Raw genomic sequence first — 19912 nt, 5'->3', positions numbered from 1 at the left:
ATCTATTATTATAAAGCAAAGTTAAAGAAAACATTTCTGCTCCAAAACAAAGATCTAAAATGTACAGAGTTTTTAAAAAAAGATTTTACAAATTAATCTATGAGTCCAAAAAAAATATTAGCTGTTACTTTAGGAGGCACAGAATATCCTTCTTCAAATTTTAGATTAAGACAATACTATCCTTTGCTAGAACAAAATGGCTACGAGGTAACAGAATTTAATTCAAAGCGGGTATCAATTCCTAACTACCCTAATATTATAGGAGTAAGAGGATTGCTAAGAAGAGTTGGATATAAAAATATCAACAAAAAATATTATCTAAATAAATTTAAGAAGCAGGTAGAACAGGCCGACATTATATGGGTAAATAAATTATTAAGAGATACAGAACTTATCAATATAGTAAAAGCTTCAGGTAAAGTATTGGTCGTAGATTTTGACGATGCCGAATGGTTGTCATCAACGTACTTGTTTAATAAAACTTTAGAAATAGCAACCCAGGCTATCGCAGGTAATAATTATTTGGCGAACTATGCCAGAACACAATATAAATTAGAAACCGAAATCATTCCTACAACGATTGATGTAAAATCTTATCCAAAACAAAAAAAACACATTAACGATGATAAATTTATTATAGGTTGGTTAGGTTCGCATTTTACAAATGAGTATTTATTATTAATTCAAAAACCGTTAAATGAATTTTTAGAAAATACTAAGTCTGAATTTCATATTATCTCATCAAAACACGATTTTCTAAAAGAACATTTCCCTAAGAATACCAAAATTATCAACTGGGACGAATCGACCTTTATAGATGAAGTAGCAAATTTCAATATCGGTCTTATGCCTTTACCTAACGAAGAATGGGTAAAAGGTAAATGTAGCTTCAAAATGCTACAATACATGGCTGCCCATGTCCCTGTTGTTGTATCTCCACTAGGGATGAATAATGAAATATTAGAACAGACAAATTGTGGTTTTGGGGCTAATTCTGCCAAAGAATGGTCAGATAGTTTTTATAAATTTTATGAAAATAAAAACTTGCAACTAGAAGCAGGAAATGCGGGCAGAAAACTAATAGAAAAAGAATTTGATTTAATTTCAAATTTTCAAAAACTAAAAAATATATTTGATAAATTTAACGTATGATAATAGGCAAAGGTCTTATCGCAAATCTATTTACAGAAAATGATTCTGACGAGATCGTTTTCTTTGCATCTGGCGTCTCTAACTCTTCCGAGACAAGATGGGAAGAATTCATACGAGAAGAAGATCTTGTGGAGAAAACATTAGCTCAATTTCCAGAAAAATTGTTTATTTATTTCAGTACGTGTTCTATATATGATTCTTCAAAATACAACAGTCAGTATGTTTTGCACAAGCTACATATTGAAGAGCTAATCAAACGTCAAGCAACACATTTTCTAATTCTCCGCGTAAGTAATGCTGTTGGAAGAGGAGGAAATCCTAATCTTTTGATGAACTATTTGTCCCACCAAATAACAACAGACCAACAACTTACAATACATCAACATGCCACTAGAAATTTGATAGACGTTGAAGATGTTAAAAACATAACTTTGCAATATATTCAATCTAAAAATTGGAATAAAATTGTAAATGTTGCATACTTAGAAAATTTTTTAATCCCCGAAATTATCGAAGCATTCGAAAAAAAACTTAAAATACAAGCTCAAAAAAGAATTGAGCAAAAAGGAGAGCATTACTCAATAGATATAGATGAGCTAGACTACCATTTTAATATTACTAATAAGATGGATTATTTAGATAACCTAATTAAGAAATATTATGAATGATCTGATATCCATAATTATTCCTATTTATAAAGTGGAAACTTATCTACGAGACTGTTTAGTTAGTATTCAGAGACAACGCTTTAGTAACTTCGAAGTGTTGCTAATTAATGATGGATCCCCAGATAACAGCGAAGAAATTTGTTTAGATTTTGTAAAAAATGATTATCGTTACAAATATTTTTATAAAGAAAATGAAGGTGTCTCTAGTGCAAGAAATTTTGGTATAGAAAAAGCAACTGGTAAATGGGTCGTTTTTATAGATTCTGACGATACAGTAGAAGAAAGCTATTTAAAAGACTTTGTTGATAATTTTAAAGCGAGCAACTATTTGTTAGTTCAAGATATTAATAGAATAACTAGCAGTGGTGCTATTTCAAATTTTTTAAATTATAATGATGAAGAAATTAACTTAAATGATTTTTCTAAAATATTATCAAATGAAAAGTATCTAGATGGTCATCCGGTAAATAAATTTTTTGATCTGAGTATTATAAAAAAAAATTCCCTTTCTTTTGATGAAAAATTAACAATAAGAGAAGATCGTGTATTTTTTTATAAATACTTAGAAAAAATAAATACAATTAAATTTTTAAAGACTTCAAACTATAATTATTTTTATAGAGAAGGATCCGCGGTATCAAAAAAACATTCTTTTGTTTCTTATAAGACGTATTTAGAATATTATAAAAAATTTTTAACGACATTCTTTATCTCACAAAACATTAATTTAGAAAATAGTTTTATAAATAAAGATTATAACCATATTTTAGTAACTTCAATATATCGATTGTATAAAGAGAACTACTCCTACTCAAAACGTTTGCACTACTTAAAACAAATAATTGTCTTAAAGATATTTCCAGTGAAGAGTATACAATCAAAAAAGATAAATAGTATTTTTATTTTTTTTAATAAAAGAACCTATTTAACTTTCGACATTCTTTTTAAAAATATTATTAAATAGAAATGAGTAATCAAAAAAAACTTGCAATCGTAATTCCTTATTATAAAATTGACTATTTTAAAGATACTTTAGACTCTTTAGCTAATCAAACCAACAAAGACTTTAACGTTTACATTGGCAATGATAATGGTCCTAACTCACCACAAGACTTATTGCTTACTTATCAAAACAAATTCGATTATGAATATACGAAATTTAAAGAAAATTTAGGAGGAAAAGGAGAATTAGTTCAACAATGGGATAGATGTATTGCACTATCGACAGAAGAAGAATGGATCATGATTTTAGCAGATGATGATTATATAAGTCATAATTTTGTTGAACAATTTTATAAAAGTATACTTATTGCAAACGAAAAATCCATCAATCTATTAAGATTCAAAATGAGAAGAATAACTCATGATAATAATTTTTTGGTTGATCATGAGCAACCCCTAATACATAAAGGAGCCAACTACCTATGGGAAGATGAAACTCATGAAAGGTTTATTTCCATATCCGAAAACGTTTTCCGACGTTCTGTTTATAACAAAGTCGGATTTCGAAATTATCCACTTGCATGGAGAGTCCCATATATGATGTATTTAGATTTTACAACTGATGGCGATGTTCTAGGAGTTAATGGAGCTTTTGTAGCCATAAGAAGAAGTGAAAATCAGTTAACAAGACGTAATGACGTTAATCAATACAAAAGACATGCAATGAAACAATGTTATTTCGACTTATTGAATGAATATGAAAAATCATTTAATAAAAATCAAAATTTGCATTTCTTAAAAATATATCACTATTACAACAAAGAGAACAATCTATTAAAACAAAACTTTAGCACCTTATTTTTTAAATTCGGTGGCATTATAGGACTTTCAAAATACTTATTGAAAAAAAACTTTCAAAAAAAATCATCATAAAATTCATACATTAAATACAGAATTACTAATGAATTTCAAAAATCAACTCCAAAATAAAAATATCCTAGTAACTGGTGGCGCAGGTTTTATTGGCTCTAACCTTTGCGAAGTTTTACTAGAAAACAATGTTAATGTAACTTGTCTTGACAATTTTTCTACTGGGCGTCGTGAGAACCTTGAAGCTATCAAAAATCATCCTAATTTCACATTAATAGAAGGCGATATCCGCGATCTAGAAACTTGTAAAAAAGCTTGCGAAAACAAAGACTTTGTTCTTCACCAAGCAGCTTTAGGCTCGGTACCAAGATCCATCAACGATCCGATAACAAGTAACGATGTTAATGTCGGAGGATTTCTAAATATGCTTGTTGCTGCACGAGATGCTAGTGTTAAGCGTATGGTTTATGCGGCGAGCTCTTCAACTTATGGAGATTCGGAAGCGCTTCCCAAAGTTGAAGATCGTATCGGGAAACCTCTTTCTCCTTACGCCATTACAAAATATGTTAATGAACTTTATGCTGATGTTTTCAAAAAAACTTATGATTTCGATACTATTGGCCTAAGATATTTCAACGTATTTGGAAGAAAACAAAACCCTGGCGGTGCATACGCAGCTGTTATTCCAAAATTTGTGATGCAATTTATGAATCATGAGTCTCCAACCATCAATGGCGGTGGCGAATATTCTCGTGACTTCACATATATTGACAACGTTATCCAAATGAATCTTTTGGCAATAACTTCTGATAACAAAGATGCTTACAATCAAGTCTATAACACAGCTTTTGGTGAAAGAACAACGCTTAATGATTTGGTTAAATATTTGAAGGAATACCTGTCAGAGTTTGATTCAAAAATTTCGGACGTAGACATCATTTACGGAGATTACCGAAAAGGCGATGTTCCGCATTCATTAGCTAGTATTGATAAAGCAAAAAATTTATTAAATTACCAACCTCAATTTTCTATGAAAGATGGCCTAAAAGAAGCTGTTAAATGGTATTGGGAAAATCTAAAATAACACAATGACTCACAAAATATCTATTATTGGACTTGGTTATGTAGGTCTGCCTTTAGCAAGACTTTTTGCAACCAAATATCCTGTGGTTGGTTTTGATATTAATCAAGCAAGAATCTCAGAACTTCGTCAAGGTATCGATTCAACCTTGGAAGTCGAAAATGATGTTCTAAAAAGTGCGATTGTTGACCACAATCCAACCTCAGCAGACAAAGGTCTTTATTGTTCTAACGAGCTTAATGACATTGCGGATTCTAATATCTATATTGTTACGGTACCAACGCCTGTTGACAAGAATAATCGTCCAGATTTAACACCGCTTTACAAAGCAAGCGAAACGGTTGCTAAAGTTCTAAAGAAAGGCGATATCGTAATTTACGAATCCACAGTTTATCCAGGTGTTACTGAGGAAGAATGTATTCCTGTTTTAGAAAAAAATTCAGGATTGAAATTTAATGAAGATTTCTTCGCTGGTTATTCGCCAGAGCGTATCAATCCTGGAGATAAAGAACATACTGTTGAAAAAATCTTAAAAGTAACTTCTGGCTCTAACCCCGAAATCGGAAAAATCGTCGATGACATTTACAAATCGGTAATTACCGCAGGGACACATCTTGCGCCAACTATTAAAGTTGCTGAAGCGGCTAAAGTTATCGAAAACTCGCAACGTGACATTAATATAGCTTTCGTTAATGAATTAGCAAAAATATTTAATCTAATGGACATCGATACGCATGATGTTCTTGCTGCAGCTGGCACAAAATGGAACTTCCTGCCCTTCAAACCTGGATTGGTTGGAGGGCACTGTATAGGCGTAGATCCTTATTACCTTGCCCAAAAAGCGCAAGAATATGGTTATCATCCAGAAATCATCTTGGCTGGTCGCCGCATGAACGATTCTATGGGACATTACGTGGCAAGTGAAGTTGTTAAACAAATGTTGAAAAATGATATTAAAGTCAATCAGTCAAATGTTTTAGTATTAGGTTTCACATTTAAAGAAAACTGTCCAGATGTTAGAAACACGAAGGTTGTCGATGTTATCAAAAACCTAGAAGATTACAATATCAAAGTTAATGTTTATGATCCTTGGGCTAACCCAAGTGATGTTAAACATGAGTATAATCTCAACACTTCTAACCAACTTCCCCAAGAAAAATTTGACGCAATCGTCGTAGCCGTTTCTCATAACGAATTTGAAAATCTAGATTTAAATAATCTTCTTAAAGAAAATGGTGTCATCTACGACGTCAAAGGAAAGCTTGCTCTCGAGCAAAATATAAAAAGATTGTAAGAAAAAAGGCATCAAATGAATTTGATGCCTTTTCTTATTTTAGTCTCCAAAACGTTTTCGGAATAATTTATATCCAAGGTTTGTTGGAAGAGAAATGTAAAAATTTTCTTTTTTTAGCTTTGTGGAATATTTCGAAGAAAAGTAATCGAAAATACTGAGACCTTTTAGTCTTGAATAGGCATCATAACTACGTTTCCAAAGAGCTTTATTTTTTTGAGCCTTCCAATTCATTTGTAAAGTCATTACTTTAAAATCAACTAAGTAACGCAAAATTAACTGTTTTCGATCTTCATTATTCTCATTAAGATAAGCTTGATTCATATAATTCGCAATTGTTATCCAGTTACCAAAATGCTTTTCACCTCGATTATGAATAATTGACGCTGAATGAAAATAATACAAATACGTATCTTCTCTCAAAAATGCCACACTTTCCAACTTTAATGCAGATTGGAAACTCCATAATACATCTTGCGAAAAAAGATCTTGTACAAAATACAATTGATTCTTTAACACAAAATCTCTCCTAACCAGCTTATCACAAGCCATAACAGGATACTCACCATTGATAAACTCATTAAGAATTTCGGTGTTCCCTTTTAAAAAATCTTTTTGTGACTTAATTGGAAAATAATCTCTAGTCCAGTTTTCTGCTTCGTTAATACAAAGACAATGTCCAAGCGTTAATTCTGCATTTGTTTTTTCAGCAAGGTCAACAAGCTGCTTAATTGCATTAGGCGTAATTTCATCATCGCTATCAAGGAAGTACATATACTTTCCTTTTGCAACATCAATCCCTGCATTTCTCGCCATCGACAGTCCCATATTTTGGGGTTGTGTAATAATTTTAATTTCAAAATCCGAGAATTCTGAAATAATGTCTTTGACAATATTTATCGAGTTATCTGGCGATTGATCATCAACGACAAGACATTCTATATTTTGATAAGTCTGGTTAATAACCGACAAAATACACCGTCTTATAAATTCTTCAACTTTAAAAACGGGAATAATAATGCTAACTAAAGGATTCATGTATTTCATTTGCGTTTACAAAATTATCATTTTATTTTGGAAAGCTGTATCTTTGAACAACACAAACAAAAGATGATGAGTTTTCTAGGAAAATTAATTCTCAAAATTTTAAAAAACGCTAACCTTAAAGAACTTTCGAAACACCAAAATACCAACATAAAGATTGGAAATTTTTGTGATTTCAAATTCTACAATGGTTACAAAAGAATTAGCTTTGGTAAGGACATTAATGTTAGGGATAATTGTCATTTTTTGGTCGGAAAAAATGCTAGTTTAAAAATTGAAAACAATGTATTTTTCAATAATAATTGTTCAGTAAACTGTCTTGACAGTATCGAGATTGGGGAAAACACATTATTCGGAGAATCGGTCAAACTCTACGATCATAATCACGAATATACCTCATCACCCAACTTTAAAGTTGAACACCAAAAATTCACAACTGCTCCTGTCAAAATCGGCAAAAACTGCTGGCTTGGCAGCAATGTTGTTGTACTAAAAGGCGTAACAATAGGCGATAATACCATTATTGGTGCTGGTTGTATTATCCACAAAGATGTGCCAGCTAATTCAGTTCTTATTAACAAGCAGGAGCAAATTGTAAAATCAATCTAATTATGCTATTCTCTATATTAGTTGCTCATTATAACAACTGGGATTACTTTCAAGATTGTTATAATTCTATAAAAAATCAGACTTATCAAAATTTAGAAATTATCATTGTTGATGATTGTTCTACAGATGGTTCGTACGAAAAATTACAAGAATTGGCGAAAGCCGATTCTCGCATTCAACTTTTTAGAAACAATGTCAATTCTAAAGTTGGATTTACTAAAAGGAGATGTATCGAAGAAGCGAATGGAGAAATATGCGGTTTCCTAGATCCAGACGATTTTTTAACGAATACCGCAGTCGAAGAATCGGCCTTAGCATATAAAGGCGAAAACTGTATTGCAACTTATTCAAAAATTAAATTGGTCAATGACAAAGGGAAAGCTGTAGGCGATTTCAAATATTCTCGAGAAATACCTCAACATAAAAATTTGTTCTTTAACATTAATTTTGAAGTTGCTCACTTTTTTACTTTTAAAAAATCTACATACAGCCAGACAGAAGGGATAGACCCAGCATTAACATCGGCTGTCGACCAAGATTTGTATTTAAAACTATACGAAAAAGGTAATTTCAAGTTTATTAATTCTTTCCAGTATCTTTATAGACTGCATGACAAAGGGGTATCACAAGACAAATCGAAAAAAGCAAAACTAAATGAAAATTGGCATAAAGTCATCCTTGCAACTTGCCACAGAAGAAAAATCAACAAACTTTATGGCAAGAATGTGGCAGAAATAACTGACTTGCCAAAATATATTTTTGAAAAAGAAAACAGCTTTTTTAAAAAACTTTTACGAAAACTAAGCTAATGGATATCATCATAAAATCTTTTAATAGGCCTTTTTATCTCGATCGTTGCATTGCTTCTATTTTGGAAAATACTAAAGGAGATTTCAAAATTTTTGTTTTGGATGATGGTACGCCCACACAATATTTAGAAAAGATTCAACAAAAATATCCTTCGATTTCTATTTTAAAATCAAAACAATATCCTAAAAAGATTAAAGCTATTGAGCAGAATATTACATCAGGAAAAAAAATTGATGGCTTTACGATTCCCACAGACCTTTGGTATAATCAAGTTAAAAAGGCTTCGGATTATGTTCTGGTAACCGAAGACGATGTCTGGATGACAAAGCCGATTAACTTTGACACACTGACTTCCGAAATGCAAAAAAGCAAAATTCCTTTGTTAAAGCTAGGTTGGCTTGGGAATTATTCGGATGATAAAAATTGTGAGGTTAATAATTTTGGCATTTTTGACTCAGTAATTCCTAAAAAAATGTTTACGTCGAGTCAATTTGTTATGGATCTTTTCATGTACAACAAGTACAAATTTTTTACGATTTTGTACAAATTAGGTATCGCAGACAACACAACAAAAAGAAAATATTGGGCACTTAATTCTATCCTGATGGGACTGTATCAGAAAGATTATTGGTTACAAATCTGGAAAGATGCCAGAGGCAAAGTTGACGAAAAACAACAATTGCGAAACGCCGCAGCTTGGTATCACAACAATAAAAAAGCCATCTTTGCACGAACGAAACAAGAGGTTTTAAAAACGACTTTCAAATCTTCGGCAACAGGATCTTATCACGAATATGGAAACAATTTTGATGTTAACCGAATGAATTTTATCATTAATGAAGCTTGGTACACAGATAAGTTTAACGCCATGGAAAATTATCCAAAAGATTTTTCTGACGATTATATCAAAACATTTTTAGACCAAGCCAATCATCCCGACGCCCAATATTCGGAATGGAAAAAATGGTCAGAAAAATTTAAAACACAATATCGAAATCTAGGGGCTGAAGTCGATAACTGAGAACATAAAACACAACATGAAAAAAATAAAAATACTCTTTAGGCTAAGATCGCTTGAGATGGGAGGTGTCCCACGTGTGGTTTTAGACTTGCTTAGAAACCTTCCTAATGATAAATTTGATTTTACTTTGATGCTTAATTTGTATCAAGGCGAATTGGTGAAAGATATTCCCAAAAATATCAAACTTATCGTTGTGGAAAAAGGGAAAGAACAAATGAGTTCCAATCCCTTTATCCAAAAATTGCAATTGGCTTTCCGTCGTTTGAAGTTGGAGATTTATGATAAATTTCCTGCTTTTTTATATAAAGTAAAAGGTCTAGAGAACTACGATATCGAAGTTGCACCAGGTTACACAGAATTTGACATGGTATTAAATTCGCCTAACAAAAAATCTAGAAAAATAGGCTGGTTCCACACCGACGTTGGCTATGACAAAGACCAACAACGCGTTATGAGCAGAATCGAAAAAATGAAAAAATTTGATTTCATGATTTTCGGCTCCAAACAAACCAGACAAGTTATCGATGATCTTTATCAAGTTAAATATTCAAAAAGCACTGTTATTTATAACGTGATAAAAGTGGATGAAGTTCTTAAAAAAGCGACTTTATTTAATCATTCTTTTAACACAGATTATCCTGTGTTTTCATCAATGGGAAGGCTACACCATCGCAAAGGTTATCATGCTTTGATGAAAGTGCACAAACAATTATTAGAAGACGGCTTTCCACATGTTATCGCTGTCATTGGTGGTGGCAACGAAATGGAAAATCTCATCAGTCAGCGTAAAGAACTCGGTGTTGACAACACATTTTTGTTGCTTGACTCGCAGACTAATCCATACCCATATATCAAAGCTTCGGACTTCTTCATTCTTCCCTCACAATCAGAATCTTACCCACTTGTGATTGGCGAAGTAATGGCTATGAGAAAACCAATAATATCAACCAATGTTGGTGGTATTTCAGAAATGATAGATGACGGCATAGATGGCATTTTGATCAACTATGATGAAAAGGATATGTACAATGCTATGAAAGATTTTATGACAAATCCTGATTTAGTTGACAAAATCTATGATGCTACTGAAAAAGCATATGAAAAATTCGATGAAAAAGAAATCTATCGACAAGTAAGCGAAGTTTTTGAACAGCAATACCAATTGAAACTACAAAATGAACAGTCCTAAAATTACGGTTGTTACGCCAACATACAATCGTGCGCACACCATTACTAGAACTTATGAATCTTTAAAACAACAAAGCTTTAAGGACTTCAAATGGATTATTATGGATGATGGATCAACTGATGGAACTAAAGAATTGGTAGAACTGTTTAAAAACGAAAACATCATCGATATCGACTATTTTTGGAATGAAAATCAGCACAAATTCATAACTGTTTTTGAGGGTATTAAAAAAGTAACAAGTCCTTATTTTATGATATTAGATTCGGACGACACTTATCCAAAGAACTCTATGGAAATTCTTGTTGAAGAATCAGATAAAATACAAAATCAAGAGGACTATATTGGTATTATTGGACATTCTGCAGATGAAAATGGGCAAATTGTGGGGGATAAGTTTCCTATAGAGTTTGACGGTTCTATCTTCGATATGCGTTATAAATACAAGGTGAGAGGTGACAAGAATGGTATCTTTTTTACCAAAACATATCACCGTTATTTAGATAAATTCGATTACGAAAAATACAAAGGCAAGGGTTATATCCCGCAGACCGTATTTTTCAATATCTACGATTCTGAGGGTATCAAAACGCGCTTTATCAATAAAATTGTCCGTAATTATCACTTTGATGAAGACGATCAACAATCTGTTTCTAATACAAGATGGACAGGTAAAAATACTTATGGATTAATGGAAGGATACCGTTCTTTCCTAAATTGTTACCACAAGCAACTTAAAAACTATCCAAGTACTTTAATAAGGAATCTTGTAGGTTATCAAACTTATTCATTAATAAATAATAAAAATCTCAGTGAAATTAACAACGGAATCACTAATTTTAAAGTTCTGTCAACATTAATCTTTCCATTAACGTTGATTTACAAAAAGCGAAAAAATGTCTAAGAAAATACTTTTCATCTATTACAAACTCTTTAAACCAGGAGGCGTTGCGAGAGTATTAGTATCTCTTGCGAACCAGCTAGTAGAACAAGGTTATGATGTTAGTATATTATTAATGATGTCCAACACAGATTGCTTTTACCCTCTTGATTCCCGTGTAAAAATTGTGCATATAGACTCTTTTTCACACTGGGGATTTACAAAAATAAATGTTGGCATCGACAAATATTTTCGTAAACTTCCCGCTAGACAAAATATCAAAAATTATGTATACGACTTTGGACAATGGGAAATGCTATCAAAATGGTTAAAGCAAAATCATCTAAATTATGACTTAGTTATTTCGTCTTGGTACAAACTATCCGCTCAAATCGCTCAAAACAAAGCTATTGCTGCCAAAACAATAGCATGGGAACACGCTAATTTTGAAGTAGGTGGTAAACTTTGGAAGGACTTACTAAGAAAAAACTATAAAAACTTCAAAGCTGTTGTTTGTCTTAATTCTCCTTCCCTTGCACATTACAAACAAATTAATAATCAGTCTTTTCTAATTGCAAACTTAATAGGTTTTCCTTTCGAAAATTTTGTCTCAGAAAAAATTGAGAATAAGAAAAATGACCTAATATTTGTTGGGCGATTGGACAGTGATAAAAATGTCCAAGAAAGTTTGGAAATACTAAAGAATGTTAATCTAAAAAATTTTAAATTCAAAATTATTGGTGATGGTCCCACAAAATCCAAATTAGAAAAATATTTAGAAGACAATACTGATCTAAAAAATAAAGTAGAACTTCTTGGCGCAAAAAATCTAGATGAAATATATGAAGCTTTAAGCAACAGCAAAGCATTCTTGTTTACAAGTAAAACTGAATGCTTACCAACTGTATTGATTGAAGCAAACCTCACTGCAAACGCACTAATTTCCTATGATTGCAAATATGGACCGTCTGATATTGTTAACCAGCAAAACGGATACCTCATCCCAATGCACGACAAAGAAATGTTTGCAGAAAAACTTCAATATCTAATCGATAATCCTTATGTCTTAGAAGAGCTTAACAAGTCAAGTTATCGAGAGTCTGCAAAATGGAGAAAAGATAAAATCATCCAACAATGGAAAAACTTAATCGATAATTAATTTAACTTCGTAAAAAATACATTTTGAAAAAGAAAATCCTTATTCGTATTGGTTCGTTAAGACATGGTGGTGCAGAGAAAGTTTTGGTGACTTTTCTCAAAAATTTGCCGTCTGACAAATACGAAGTGGACCTTTTGCTTAACCTATATTCGGGGAAATATCTTACCGAAGTTCCGAATTGGGTTAATGTGATGTACCTCAACAAAGGCGAAATGATTACGACCAATCGCCCGCAAGACATTCCTAAAAAAGCCTATCGCGTTGTCTATCAACGTTTATTGAAAAAATATCCGAAAATTCTTTATAAGCGAAAACTCAAAAACAAAAAGTATGACATCGAGTTTGCTGCAATCCATGGTTTTATGGACGAAGTGCTTAATAGTCCTTTGACATCCTCAAAAAAACTGATGTGGATCCATAATGATTTAACGCAAGTTGAAGGTTATACCAAAGAAAAAATCAGACGCTTTTTTAAATACGATAAAGTGATGGTCATTTCAGAAAAGATTAAAAAGACTTTTGAAGACCTTGCTATTTCCGAAACTGAAAAATCTAAAATTGTTAGAATTTTCAACCCTTTGGATACAGAAGAGATTTTAGCAAAAGCGGAAAAAACTGTCGAAAATTATAAATTTAATGACAAACTTCCGACTTTCATTTCGGTTGGGACCGTTTTCCCACAAAAAGGATTTGACCGACTTCTTAAAGCTCATAAAAAATTAATAAATGAAGGATTAGATCACCGACTTCTAATTGTTGGTGATGGTTACGATTTTGAAAATATCAAAAAACTAAAAACCGAACTTGGCGTTGACAACACAGCGACAATGTTGGGTTTTACAGATAATCCTTATCCTTATTTTAAGAAAGCAGATTTTTATATTTTAAGTTCTCGTTATGAAGGTTTCCCGACCGTTCTATTCGAAGCTATGACGCTTAACAAAAACATTATTGCAACCGATGTTTCTGGCGTTCGTGAAATGTTAAATGATGGCGACTTGGGTTTAATAATAGAAAATTCTGAAGAAGGTATTTATGAAGGTATGAAGAAAGCTTTACTACATCCTCAAACTTTTGAAAATTATCAGACTAAACTTCAAGCTTACGAAATGCCATTTAACCTAAAAAATTCGGTGAAGGGTATTACTAATATTATCGATAAGCTGTAGAAATTTAATTTTTTTATTATAAATTGTTGTCTCAAAATGACAAGCATGCAATCCAGAGGAAGCTTTACTTTAGATGACACCAACTACTTCAAAGGCATTGCCATTTTGTTAATTGTTCTTCACAATTATTTGCATTGGCAAGTTGGATTTAGTATTGAAAACGAATCGGATTTTACTGCTAATAATGCGCAGATTTTTTTGGAGAATCTTTATCCTGTGCAATGGCCTAATTTTTTTGTTTCAATTTTTTCGTTTCTAGGTCATTATGGTGTCCAACTCTTTGTATTCTTTAGCGCCTATGGACTTAGTATTCAGTTTATTAAAAACGAAAATAGCAGATTAAATTATTTTAAATATTTAAAAACGCGACTCAAGAAATTATACGTTCTATTGATCTTTGGCTTTATTGTTTATCACATCTTTTTCTACATCGGCTTTGGAGAAGTTTATTCATTGAAAAAAACAGCTGTCAAAAGTATTTTGCTGAGTTCTTCAATTTCCAATTTTTACAAGCCATGGACTTACAATATGTTGAGTGGTCCATTTTGGTTTTTTGGATTAATGGTTCAACTATATGTTGCTTTTCCTTTTTTATTTAAAATTTTAAAAAAATACAAGCTAGCATTAATTCTTGCAACAACTTATGTATTGATAACTGTTCTATACTATACGGTTGACAAACAAACGAATTTTAATATTCTCCCAAGCTTAATTGGTCATTTACCAGAAGTATTCTTAGGAATATATTTTGCTCAAAATAAATTAAAAAAACCGTCAGCAATAGTATTTATTTCAAGTTTGGTCGTGTTTTCGCTTTCACAAGTTTACGAGTTTTTGTTTCCGTTCAGTTTTCTAGCTTTTACACTTGTTCTGTTATATATATTTGAAAACTTATACATCGTTCTAGGTTCATCTTGGAAAAAAATCTTCGTTAGCATTGGCAAAATCTCAATGATCATTTTTGTAACTAATGGTATTTTTAGAATATTGCCACTTTTTGATATAGAAAATATGGATATTAGAGCAGAAAGAATTTTTTTATACCTAATTTTGCTACTGCCAACTTGTTACCTTTTATACTTCATTTATAACAAGATTTTTGAAAAAATAAAATGAGTTACACGACCATTCAAAAAGATTTTTACAGAGAAAGTGGACAATATTTGTCACATTTTCAGATACTAAAAAAATGTTTTAGTCCAAATCTGCATTATATCTATTGGTTCCGAAATGCGCAAAAACATCCAAAATCTTCTTTAACAGGGAAAATCTACAGATTAATTCTTCGTCATTATCAGATTAAATATGGTTTCCAAATCTATGCGGAAACTCAAATAGGAGACGGATTGTATCTTGGGCATTGGGGACAATTGGTGATTAATCCAAAAGCAATTATCGGTCGCAATTGCAATATTGCACAAGGTGTAACCATTGCACAAGCCAATCGTGGAAGGCGAGAAGGTGTGCCTGTAATTGGTGACGAAGTCTGGATTGGTCCCAACGCTGTTATTGTTGGAGGCATCACAATTGGGAATAATGTTCTTATCGCACCAAATGCTTATGTAAGTACGGACGTGCCAGAAAACTCTATAGTCATCGGCAATCCAGCGCAGATTACACCCAATAATATGGCCACAGAAGGCTATATTAATAATAAAGTAAAATATTAAACTTTGTTAATATTTTTAATTTTTTAGTCAAAATAAATTACTTTTGCATCATTATTGATTCAATCTATCAAAACAGCGTATTTAATAGTTAAAGTAATTTTAACCTTAAATATATATTTTTATGCAAGATTCGTACAACAAAGTTTTTGAAAACAACCGTCAATGGGTAGAAGAAATGAAATCTACCAATGCAGACTTTTTTAAAAACTTAGCAGAAGGTCAAACCCCAGAATTTTTATACATCGGATGTTCCGACAGTAGAGTTCCGGCAGAAGACTTGATGGGATTGAAACCTGGTGAAATTTTCGTTCACAGAAATATTGCTAACATGGTTAACAATATCGACATGAATGTTAATTCGGTTATTGAGTATGCGGTGAGCCACCTAAAAGTAAAACACATCGTTGTATGTGGACATTACGGATGCGGCGGTATTAACGCAGCGATGCAATCTACAGACCTTGGTCTACTTAACCCTTGGTTAAGAAGTATTCGCGACGTCTATCGTATGCACCAAGAGGAGTTAGACGCAATCACAGACCAACACCAAAAGTTCGACAGATTGGTAGAACTTAACGTACAAGAGCAATGTATCAACGTAGTGAAAGCTGCAGCAGTACAGAAAGGCTTTGTCCAAAATGGTTATCCCGTTGTGCACGGATGGGTTTTCGATTTGAAAACCGGAACATTAAAGGATTTGAATATTGATTTTGAAGGCATTCTTCATCATATTCAGAAAATTTATGATTTGACAGAATCTACTTGGTCTGTTCCAAAAATGGAAAAATAACCTTGTAAAAACTGTTATTAAAGCAATCTTATGAAGTATTTGAGCATTTTAGTTTTAGCAATCTTTATGAATTTCACAGCCTTACCTAGTGTGGCTGCGGTTTTCGGATGGGATTTGCCTACGACTAATGTCTCAATTGCAGAAGAAGAAGTAAAAACTAGCACGTCATCTTTTAATGAAAAGGTAACGCCTAATCCACTTTCGATACACGACTTTATTAAGTTTTTCGAATCTGATCTTGGCAAAAAATCTTTCACACTTATTGATGACAATGCGAGTATCTCGCCGTATATCCCTATTTTTTCGCCACCTCCGAATCAGATTTAATTTTAATCAAGCTTCCCTTTATCAACTATCGGGAAACTCCTATTATTCAATTAATTAAAATTAAATTTTCAACGTAGAAAACTTCAGTTACGTCAGTAATGAGGTTATATACTTATACTTTTTCGGATATGAAAAAAGCAAAAAACTTCATGGGCTTATTCAAGGAGAATTTCCCATCAGGACTTGTCGTCTTTTTAGTTGCCTTACCACTTTGTCTTGGTATCGCATTAGCATCTGGCGCACCACCATTAGCAGGAATTATCTCAGGTATTATCGGGGGCTTGGTTGTCGGATTTATTAGTAACTCGCACATTTCGGTATCGGGGCCAGCAGCGGGACTTACAGCCATTATTATCGCTGCCATCACAGATCTAGGCTCTTTTGAATTGTTTTTAGCAGCTGGTATTATCGCTGGTGTTATACAGTTAATATTAGGTTTTATTCGTGCTGGGAGTATTTCCAACTATTTCCCAAACAATGTTATCGAAGGTATGTTGGCAGGTATTGGTATTATTATCATTATTAAACAAATTCCGTTGGCATTAGGCTATAACAGCAATATTGCAAGCGAATCAATTTTTGATAACGGAATTAATCCAGCCTTTTTTACTAATTTACTTTCAGCGATACATCCAGGAGCGATTGTGGTAACTTTAGTTTCGATAACAATTCTACTCATGTGGGATAAAGTTAAAGCTTTAAAGAAACTAAAACTTCTGCCAGGCGCTTTGGTAGCTGTTATTGCAGGTATTGTTTTAAATCAAATCTTTTTAGCGAGTGGAAGTTCTTTAGCGATTTCAAAAGAGCATTTGGTAAATCTTCCTGTTCCAAAAACGGCAGATGATTTTAAAGCAATGATTACTTTCCCAGCTTTCGAAGGTTTTTTAAACTATAAAGTTTGGATTGTTGGCGCAACGATTGCGATTGTAGCCTCTATTGAAACGCTTTTGTGTATCGAAGCTTCGGACAGACTCGATTCCAAAAGAAGAATTACGGACACCAATCTAGAGTTGCGTGCGCAAGGTATTGGTAACATTTTGAGTTCTTTCATTGGTGGACTTCCGATGACTTCGGTTGTCGTGCGAAGTTCTGCAAATGCTAACGCAGGTGCAACCAATAAAATCTCAACGATGATACATGGTGTTTTGCTACTTGTCTGTGCGCTGAGTATTCCATTTTTGTTGAATATGATTCCACTAGCGACTTTGGCTGCCGTTTTAATCTTAATTGGTTACAAACTAGCAAGTCCTAAAAACATCATGCATTTTTGGCACAAAGGAAAATACCAGTTTATCCCTTTTATAGCAACGATTATCGCAATTGTAGCAACAGATTTATTAAAAGGTGTGGCGATTGGTTTGGCGATTTCGATTATCTATGTTCTTCAGGGTAATATGAAACGTGCTTATTATTTAAGTCGAGAAAAACTTAACGCTGCCGATGAAATTAACATTAAACTTGCGGAAGAAGTTTCGTTTTTAAATAAAGCTGCGATTAAGAAAACGCTGAAAAACATCAAAGCAAATTCTATCGTAACCATAGATGCTAGAGGAACATCTTACATTGCGACCGATGTTTTGGAAATGATACAAGATTTCGCGAATGTAAGAGCTGGAGAAGAAGATATCGAAGTACGATTAATTGGTTTTAAAACCTCTTATAAAGATTATGCAATCGACGAAGATTCTCATGTAATTATTGAGCATCGACGCGCGATTTAATAATAAAACTCTTTTTTCACTTATATTCTATCAAAGAAAAGCGAACCAAAATTTGGTTCGCTTTTCGATTTTATTTACCATTAAAAGCTGTCATCGTATTACCAACACCAGCGAACACAAAAGATAAACTAGCATTCGCAAACCTATCCAATCGTTCTGGTAGTTTTTCATTTTCTTCGTCGGACCATTTTCCGAGCACATAATCGACTTGTTGTCCATCTTTAAACTCAGCAGAAATCCCAAAGCGAAGTCTCGTATAATTTCCCGTATTAAGAACTTCTTCAATATTTCTAAGTCCGTTATGACCACCTGCGCCGCCTTTCATTTTCATTCTTAAAGTTCCGAAAGGTAAGGCCAAATCATCGGTAATCACTAAAACATTTTCCAACGGAATATTCTCTTTTTGCATCCAAAATCTAACTGCATTTCCGCTAAGATTCATGTAAGTATCAGGTTTAAGAACAAAAACTCTTCGGCCTTTGTGCTTTCCTTCTGCCAACAATCCAAAATTACTAGATTTGAACGGTGCATCAATTTTTTCAGCGATTTTTTCAGCAACTTTAAACCCGACATTATGCCGGGTCTCAGTATATTCGTCACCTTTGTTGCCTAAGCCAACAATAAGATATTTCATAGTTTAATAATATTCGAAAGTAATTTTTCCACCATTATCACTTCTTGTACCAGCAACTGGATAATTATCAGTGTTGTAGGTGTATGTCATATCATAAGAAACACTATCACCAACCACTTTAATAGTTTTATAGTTGTTTTGAGAAAACATAGCGACAGGCGAAGATGAACCTAACATAAAATTCATAGAAAAAGCTTTAAAAGCTTCAGGAAAATTTGCAAACGGATTCTTTTTATCATCAAAATTAGACATCAACATTTCCACTTCTGGGAAAAACGGAACAGTAGAAGTCAACTTAAACGAAGTAAGATTTGGTCCTGTAAAACCTAATGCGCTATCCAAACTGCCCATCTCGGTCGTGCCCATTACGAAGGTAGATTTAGCACCAGAAATATTACTTGGCGAATATCTAAACTGAGTATCAATTTTATAAACCTCAACATCACTAGATTTCGCGACAGCTTTCATAGAAGTCACCTTTCCTCCAGTGTATACCAAATCATAAGTTGTATCCACTTGCGACTCGCCCTCTTCTTTTTGAGTTTGCTTTATTTGCGATATCTCTGTTCCATTATAAACAAGAACATACGTATACTCATCTCCAAGACTAGATTTCGAATAGACTTTGGTAAGCTTATCTGCGTCGTATGTATAAGTTGTTGTTAAAACATCCCCGTCTCCATTCGTATCTTCAATTTTTTTAAGCTTTTTGACCGAAGTATTTGTATCGCCATCGCCGTCTGGCATATCTATATCGCCATAATCAATCCCAACTAATGAGTCGCCATTTGCATCTCTCGTAGAGTCACACGCATTAAATGCGAAAATGGCACCTGCCAAAAATAGAGCTTTGAAACTTAATTTCATCTTTTAAATTTTTACAAAAAT

At 32.9% G+C, this 19912-nt stretch carries 21 protein-coding genes; 18 read left to right on the top strand and 3 right to left on the bottom strand.

The annotated features are described in order from the left end of the window. The first annotated feature begins 99 nt into the window (after window positions 1-99). Genes B5X62_RS06105 through B5X62_RS06080 form a run of 6 tightly spaced genes read left to right on the top strand, consistent with a single transcriptional unit; the run spans window position 100 to window position 6007 of the window. Window positions 100-1152 (top strand): glycosyltransferase family protein, encoded by a 1053-nt coding sequence (locus B5X62_RS06105; RefSeq protein WP_079666523.1) that lies wholly within the window; start codon window positions 100-102, stop codon window positions 1150-1152. After that, complete coding sequence (locus tag B5X62_RS06100; protein WP_079666522.1) at window positions 1149-1820, top strand: NAD-dependent epimerase/dehydratase family protein; 672 nt, start codon at window positions 1149-1151, stop codon at window positions 1818-1820. The genes B5X62_RS06105 and B5X62_RS06100 overlap by 4 nt, the downstream gene beginning before the upstream one ends. Beyond that, a complete protein-coding gene (locus B5X62_RS06095; RefSeq protein ID WP_079666521.1) occupies window positions 1813-2784 on the top strand; it encodes a glycosyltransferase family 2 protein in 972 nt (323 codons plus the stop codon). The genes B5X62_RS06100 and B5X62_RS06095 overlap by 8 nt, the downstream gene beginning before the upstream one ends. Window positions 2785-2786: 2 nt before the next feature. Beyond that, window positions 2787-3695 (top strand): glycosyltransferase, encoded by a 909-nt coding sequence (locus tag B5X62_RS06090; protein ID WP_079666520.1) that lies wholly within the window; start codon window positions 2787-2789, stop codon window positions 3693-3695. A gap of 28 nt (window positions 3696-3723) precedes the next feature. After that, the gene (locus B5X62_RS06085; RefSeq protein ID WP_079666519.1) at window positions 3724-4716 is read left to right on the top strand and encodes an SDR family oxidoreductase; all 993 of its coding nucleotides are present in this window, start codon (window positions 3724-3726) and stop codon (window positions 4714-4716) included. Window positions 4717-4720: 4 nt separating this feature from the next. Then, window positions 4721-6007, top strand: coding sequence for a nucleotide sugar dehydrogenase (locus B5X62_RS06080; RefSeq protein WP_079666518.1), 1287 nt, complete (start codon window positions 4721-4723; stop codon window positions 6005-6007). Between the two features lie 39 nt (window positions 6008-6046). Here the strand turns inward: B5X62_RS06080 and B5X62_RS06075 are convergent, their stop codons facing one another. Next, window positions 6047-7042, bottom strand: a complete 996-nt coding sequence (locus tag B5X62_RS06075; protein WP_079666517.1) for a glycosyltransferase — start codon at window positions 7040-7042, stop codon at window positions 6047-6049. 72 nt (window positions 7043-7114) lie between these two features. On the opposite strand from B5X62_RS06075, the gene B5X62_RS06070 reads away from it, so the two are divergent. The 12 genes from B5X62_RS06070 to B5X62_RS06015 all read left to right on the top strand — a co-directional run bounded on the left by B5X62_RS06070 (window position 7115) and on the right by B5X62_RS06015 (window position 18390). Beyond that, a complete protein-coding gene (locus B5X62_RS06070) occupies window positions 7115-7657 on the top strand; it encodes an acyltransferase (protein WP_245797162.1) in 543 nt (180 codons plus the stop codon). A gap of 2 nt (window positions 7658-7659) precedes the next feature. Further along, entirely contained in the window at window positions 7660-8466 is an 807-nt protein-coding gene (locus B5X62_RS06065) for a glycosyltransferase family 2 protein (protein ID WP_079666515.1), read from the top strand. Then, the gene (locus B5X62_RS06060) at window positions 8466-9488 is read left to right on the top strand and encodes a glycosyltransferase (protein WP_079666514.1); all 1023 of its coding nucleotides are present in this window, start codon (window positions 8466-8468) and stop codon (window positions 9486-9488) included. Before B5X62_RS06065 ends, B5X62_RS06060 begins: the two co-directional genes overlap by 1 nt. Window positions 9489-9504: 16 nt before the next feature. Beyond that, the gene (locus B5X62_RS06055; RefSeq protein WP_079666513.1) at window positions 9505-10677 is read left to right on the top strand and encodes a glycosyltransferase; all 1173 of its coding nucleotides are present in this window, start codon (window positions 9505-9507) and stop codon (window positions 10675-10677) included. Continuing rightward, window positions 10664-11578 carry a glycosyltransferase family A protein gene (locus B5X62_RS06050; protein WP_079666512.1) on the top strand — a complete coding sequence of 305 codons (915 nt, stop codon included), beginning with the start codon at window positions 10664-10666 and terminating at the stop codon, window positions 11576-11578. Before B5X62_RS06055 ends, B5X62_RS06050 begins: the two co-directional genes overlap by 14 nt. Then, on the top strand, window positions 11571-12713 hold the full coding sequence (locus tag B5X62_RS06045; protein ID WP_079666511.1) for a glycosyltransferase: 1143 nt from the start codon (window positions 11571-11573) through the stop codon (window positions 12711-12713). The genes B5X62_RS06050 and B5X62_RS06045 overlap by 8 nt, the downstream gene beginning before the upstream one ends. Before the next feature lie 20 nt (window positions 12714-12733). Further along, window positions 12734-13882 (top strand): glycosyltransferase, encoded by a 1149-nt coding sequence (locus tag B5X62_RS06040; protein WP_079666510.1) that lies wholly within the window; start codon window positions 12734-12736, stop codon window positions 13880-13882. 45 nt (window positions 13883-13927) lie between these two features. Next, a complete protein-coding gene (locus B5X62_RS06035) occupies window positions 13928-14998 on the top strand; it encodes an acyltransferase family protein (RefSeq protein ID WP_159447631.1) in 1071 nt (356 codons plus the stop codon). Beyond that, window positions 14995-15552, top strand: a complete 558-nt coding sequence (locus tag B5X62_RS06030; RefSeq protein ID WP_079666508.1) for a serine acetyltransferase — start codon at window positions 14995-14997, stop codon at window positions 15550-15552. Before B5X62_RS06035 ends, B5X62_RS06030 begins: the two co-directional genes overlap by 4 nt. A gap of 121 nt (window positions 15553-15673) precedes the next feature. Then, window positions 15674-16342 (top strand): carbonic anhydrase, encoded by a 669-nt coding sequence (locus B5X62_RS06025; protein WP_079666507.1) that lies wholly within the window; start codon window positions 15674-15676, stop codon window positions 16340-16342. 30 nt (window positions 16343-16372) lie between these two features. Further along, entirely contained in the window at window positions 16373-16669 is a 297-nt protein-coding gene (locus tag B5X62_RS06020) for a hypothetical protein (protein ID WP_079666506.1), read from the top strand. A 128-nt stretch (window positions 16670-16797) separates the two neighbouring features. Further along, window positions 16798-18390 (top strand): SulP family inorganic anion transporter, encoded by a 1593-nt coding sequence (locus B5X62_RS06015; RefSeq protein ID WP_079666505.1) that lies wholly within the window; start codon window positions 16798-16800, stop codon window positions 18388-18390. 70 nt (window positions 18391-18460) lie between these two features. Here the strand turns inward: B5X62_RS06015 and pth are convergent, their stop codons facing one another. Then, window positions 18461-19024: an aminoacyl-tRNA hydrolase gene (pth, locus tag B5X62_RS06010; protein WP_079666504.1), complete on the bottom strand. Its 564-nt coding sequence runs from the start codon at window positions 19022-19024 to the stop codon at window positions 18461-18463. A 3-nt stretch (window positions 19025-19027) separates the two neighbouring features. Next, window positions 19028-19891, bottom strand: a complete 864-nt coding sequence (locus tag B5X62_RS06005; RefSeq protein ID WP_079666503.1) for a hypothetical protein — start codon at window positions 19889-19891, stop codon at window positions 19028-19030. Window positions 19892-19912 lie beyond the last annotated feature (21 nt).

Origin of the sequence: Soonwooa buanensis, from assembly GCF_900167905.1 — a bacterium.
Taxonomy (GTDB): domain Bacteria; phylum Bacteroidota; class Bacteroidia; order Flavobacteriales; family Weeksellaceae; genus Soonwooa; species Soonwooa buanensis.
Note: the sequence above shows the minus strand (reverse complement) of the source record. Positions and strands in the feature narration are given on the sequence as shown.

Bases quoted from the DNA above. Each gene is read 5' to 3' on its own strand.
- B5X62_RS06060 (WP_079666514.1), top strand. From the start codon at position 8,466: ATGGATATCATCATAAAATCTTTTAATAGGCCTTTTTATCTCGATCGT.
- B5X62_RS06015 (WP_079666505.1), top strand. From the start codon at position 16,798: ATGAAAAAAGCAAAAAACTTCATGGGCTTATTCAAGGAGAATTTCCCA.
- B5X62_RS06085 (WP_079666519.1), top strand. From the start codon at position 3,724: ATGAATTTCAAAAATCAACTCCAAAATAAAAATATCCTAGTAACTGGT.
- B5X62_RS06035 (WP_159447631.1), top strand. From the start codon at position 13,928: ATGCAATCCAGAGGAAGCTTTACTTTAGATGACACCAACTACTTCAAA.
- B5X62_RS06045 (WP_079666511.1), top strand. From the start codon at position 11,571: ATGTCTAAGAAAATACTTTTCATCTATTACAAACTCTTTAAACCAGGA.
- B5X62_RS06020 (WP_079666506.1), top strand. From the start codon at position 16,373: ATGAAGTATTTGAGCATTTTAGTTTTAGCAATCTTTATGAATTTCACA.
- B5X62_RS06005 (WP_079666503.1), bottom strand. From the start codon at position 19,891: ATGAAATTAAGTTTCAAAGCTCTATTTTTGGCAGGTGCCATTTTCGCA.
- B5X62_RS06055 (WP_079666513.1), top strand. From the start codon at position 9,505: ATGAAAAAAATAAAAATACTCTTTAGGCTAAGATCGCTTGAGATGGGA.
- B5X62_RS06070 (WP_245797162.1), top strand. From the start codon at position 7,115: ATGATGAGTTTTCTAGGAAAATTAATTCTCAAAATTTTAAAAAACGCT.
- B5X62_RS06065 (WP_079666515.1), top strand. From the start codon at position 7,660: ATGCTATTCTCTATATTAGTTGCTCATTATAACAACTGGGATTACTTT.
- pth (WP_079666504.1), bottom strand. From the start codon at position 19,024: ATGAAATATCTTATTGTTGGCTTAGGCAACAAAGGTGACGAATATACT.
- B5X62_RS06105 (WP_079666523.1), top strand. From the start codon at position 100: ATGAGTCCAAAAAAAATATTAGCTGTTACTTTAGGAGGCACAGAATAT.
- B5X62_RS06090 (WP_079666520.1), top strand. From the start codon at position 2,787: ATGAGTAATCAAAAAAAACTTGCAATCGTAATTCCTTATTATAAAATT.
- B5X62_RS06100 (WP_079666522.1), top strand. From the start codon at position 1,149: ATGATAATAGGCAAAGGTCTTATCGCAAATCTATTTACAGAAAATGAT.
- B5X62_RS06095 (WP_079666521.1), top strand. From the start codon at position 1,813: ATGAATGATCTGATATCCATAATTATTCCTATTTATAAAGTGGAAACT.
- B5X62_RS06030 (WP_079666508.1), top strand. From the start codon at position 14,995: ATGAGTTACACGACCATTCAAAAAGATTTTTACAGAGAAAGTGGACAA.
- B5X62_RS06025 (WP_079666507.1), top strand. From the start codon at position 15,674: ATGCAAGATTCGTACAACAAAGTTTTTGAAAACAACCGTCAATGGGTA.
- B5X62_RS06050 (WP_079666512.1), top strand. From the start codon at position 10,664: ATGAACAGTCCTAAAATTACGGTTGTTACGCCAACATACAATCGTGCG.
- B5X62_RS06075 (WP_079666517.1), bottom strand. From the start codon at position 7,042: ATGAATCCTTTAGTTAGCATTATTATTCCCGTTTTTAAAGTTGAAGAA.
- B5X62_RS06080 (WP_079666518.1), top strand. From the start codon at position 4,721: ATGACTCACAAAATATCTATTATTGGACTTGGTTATGTAGGTCTGCCT.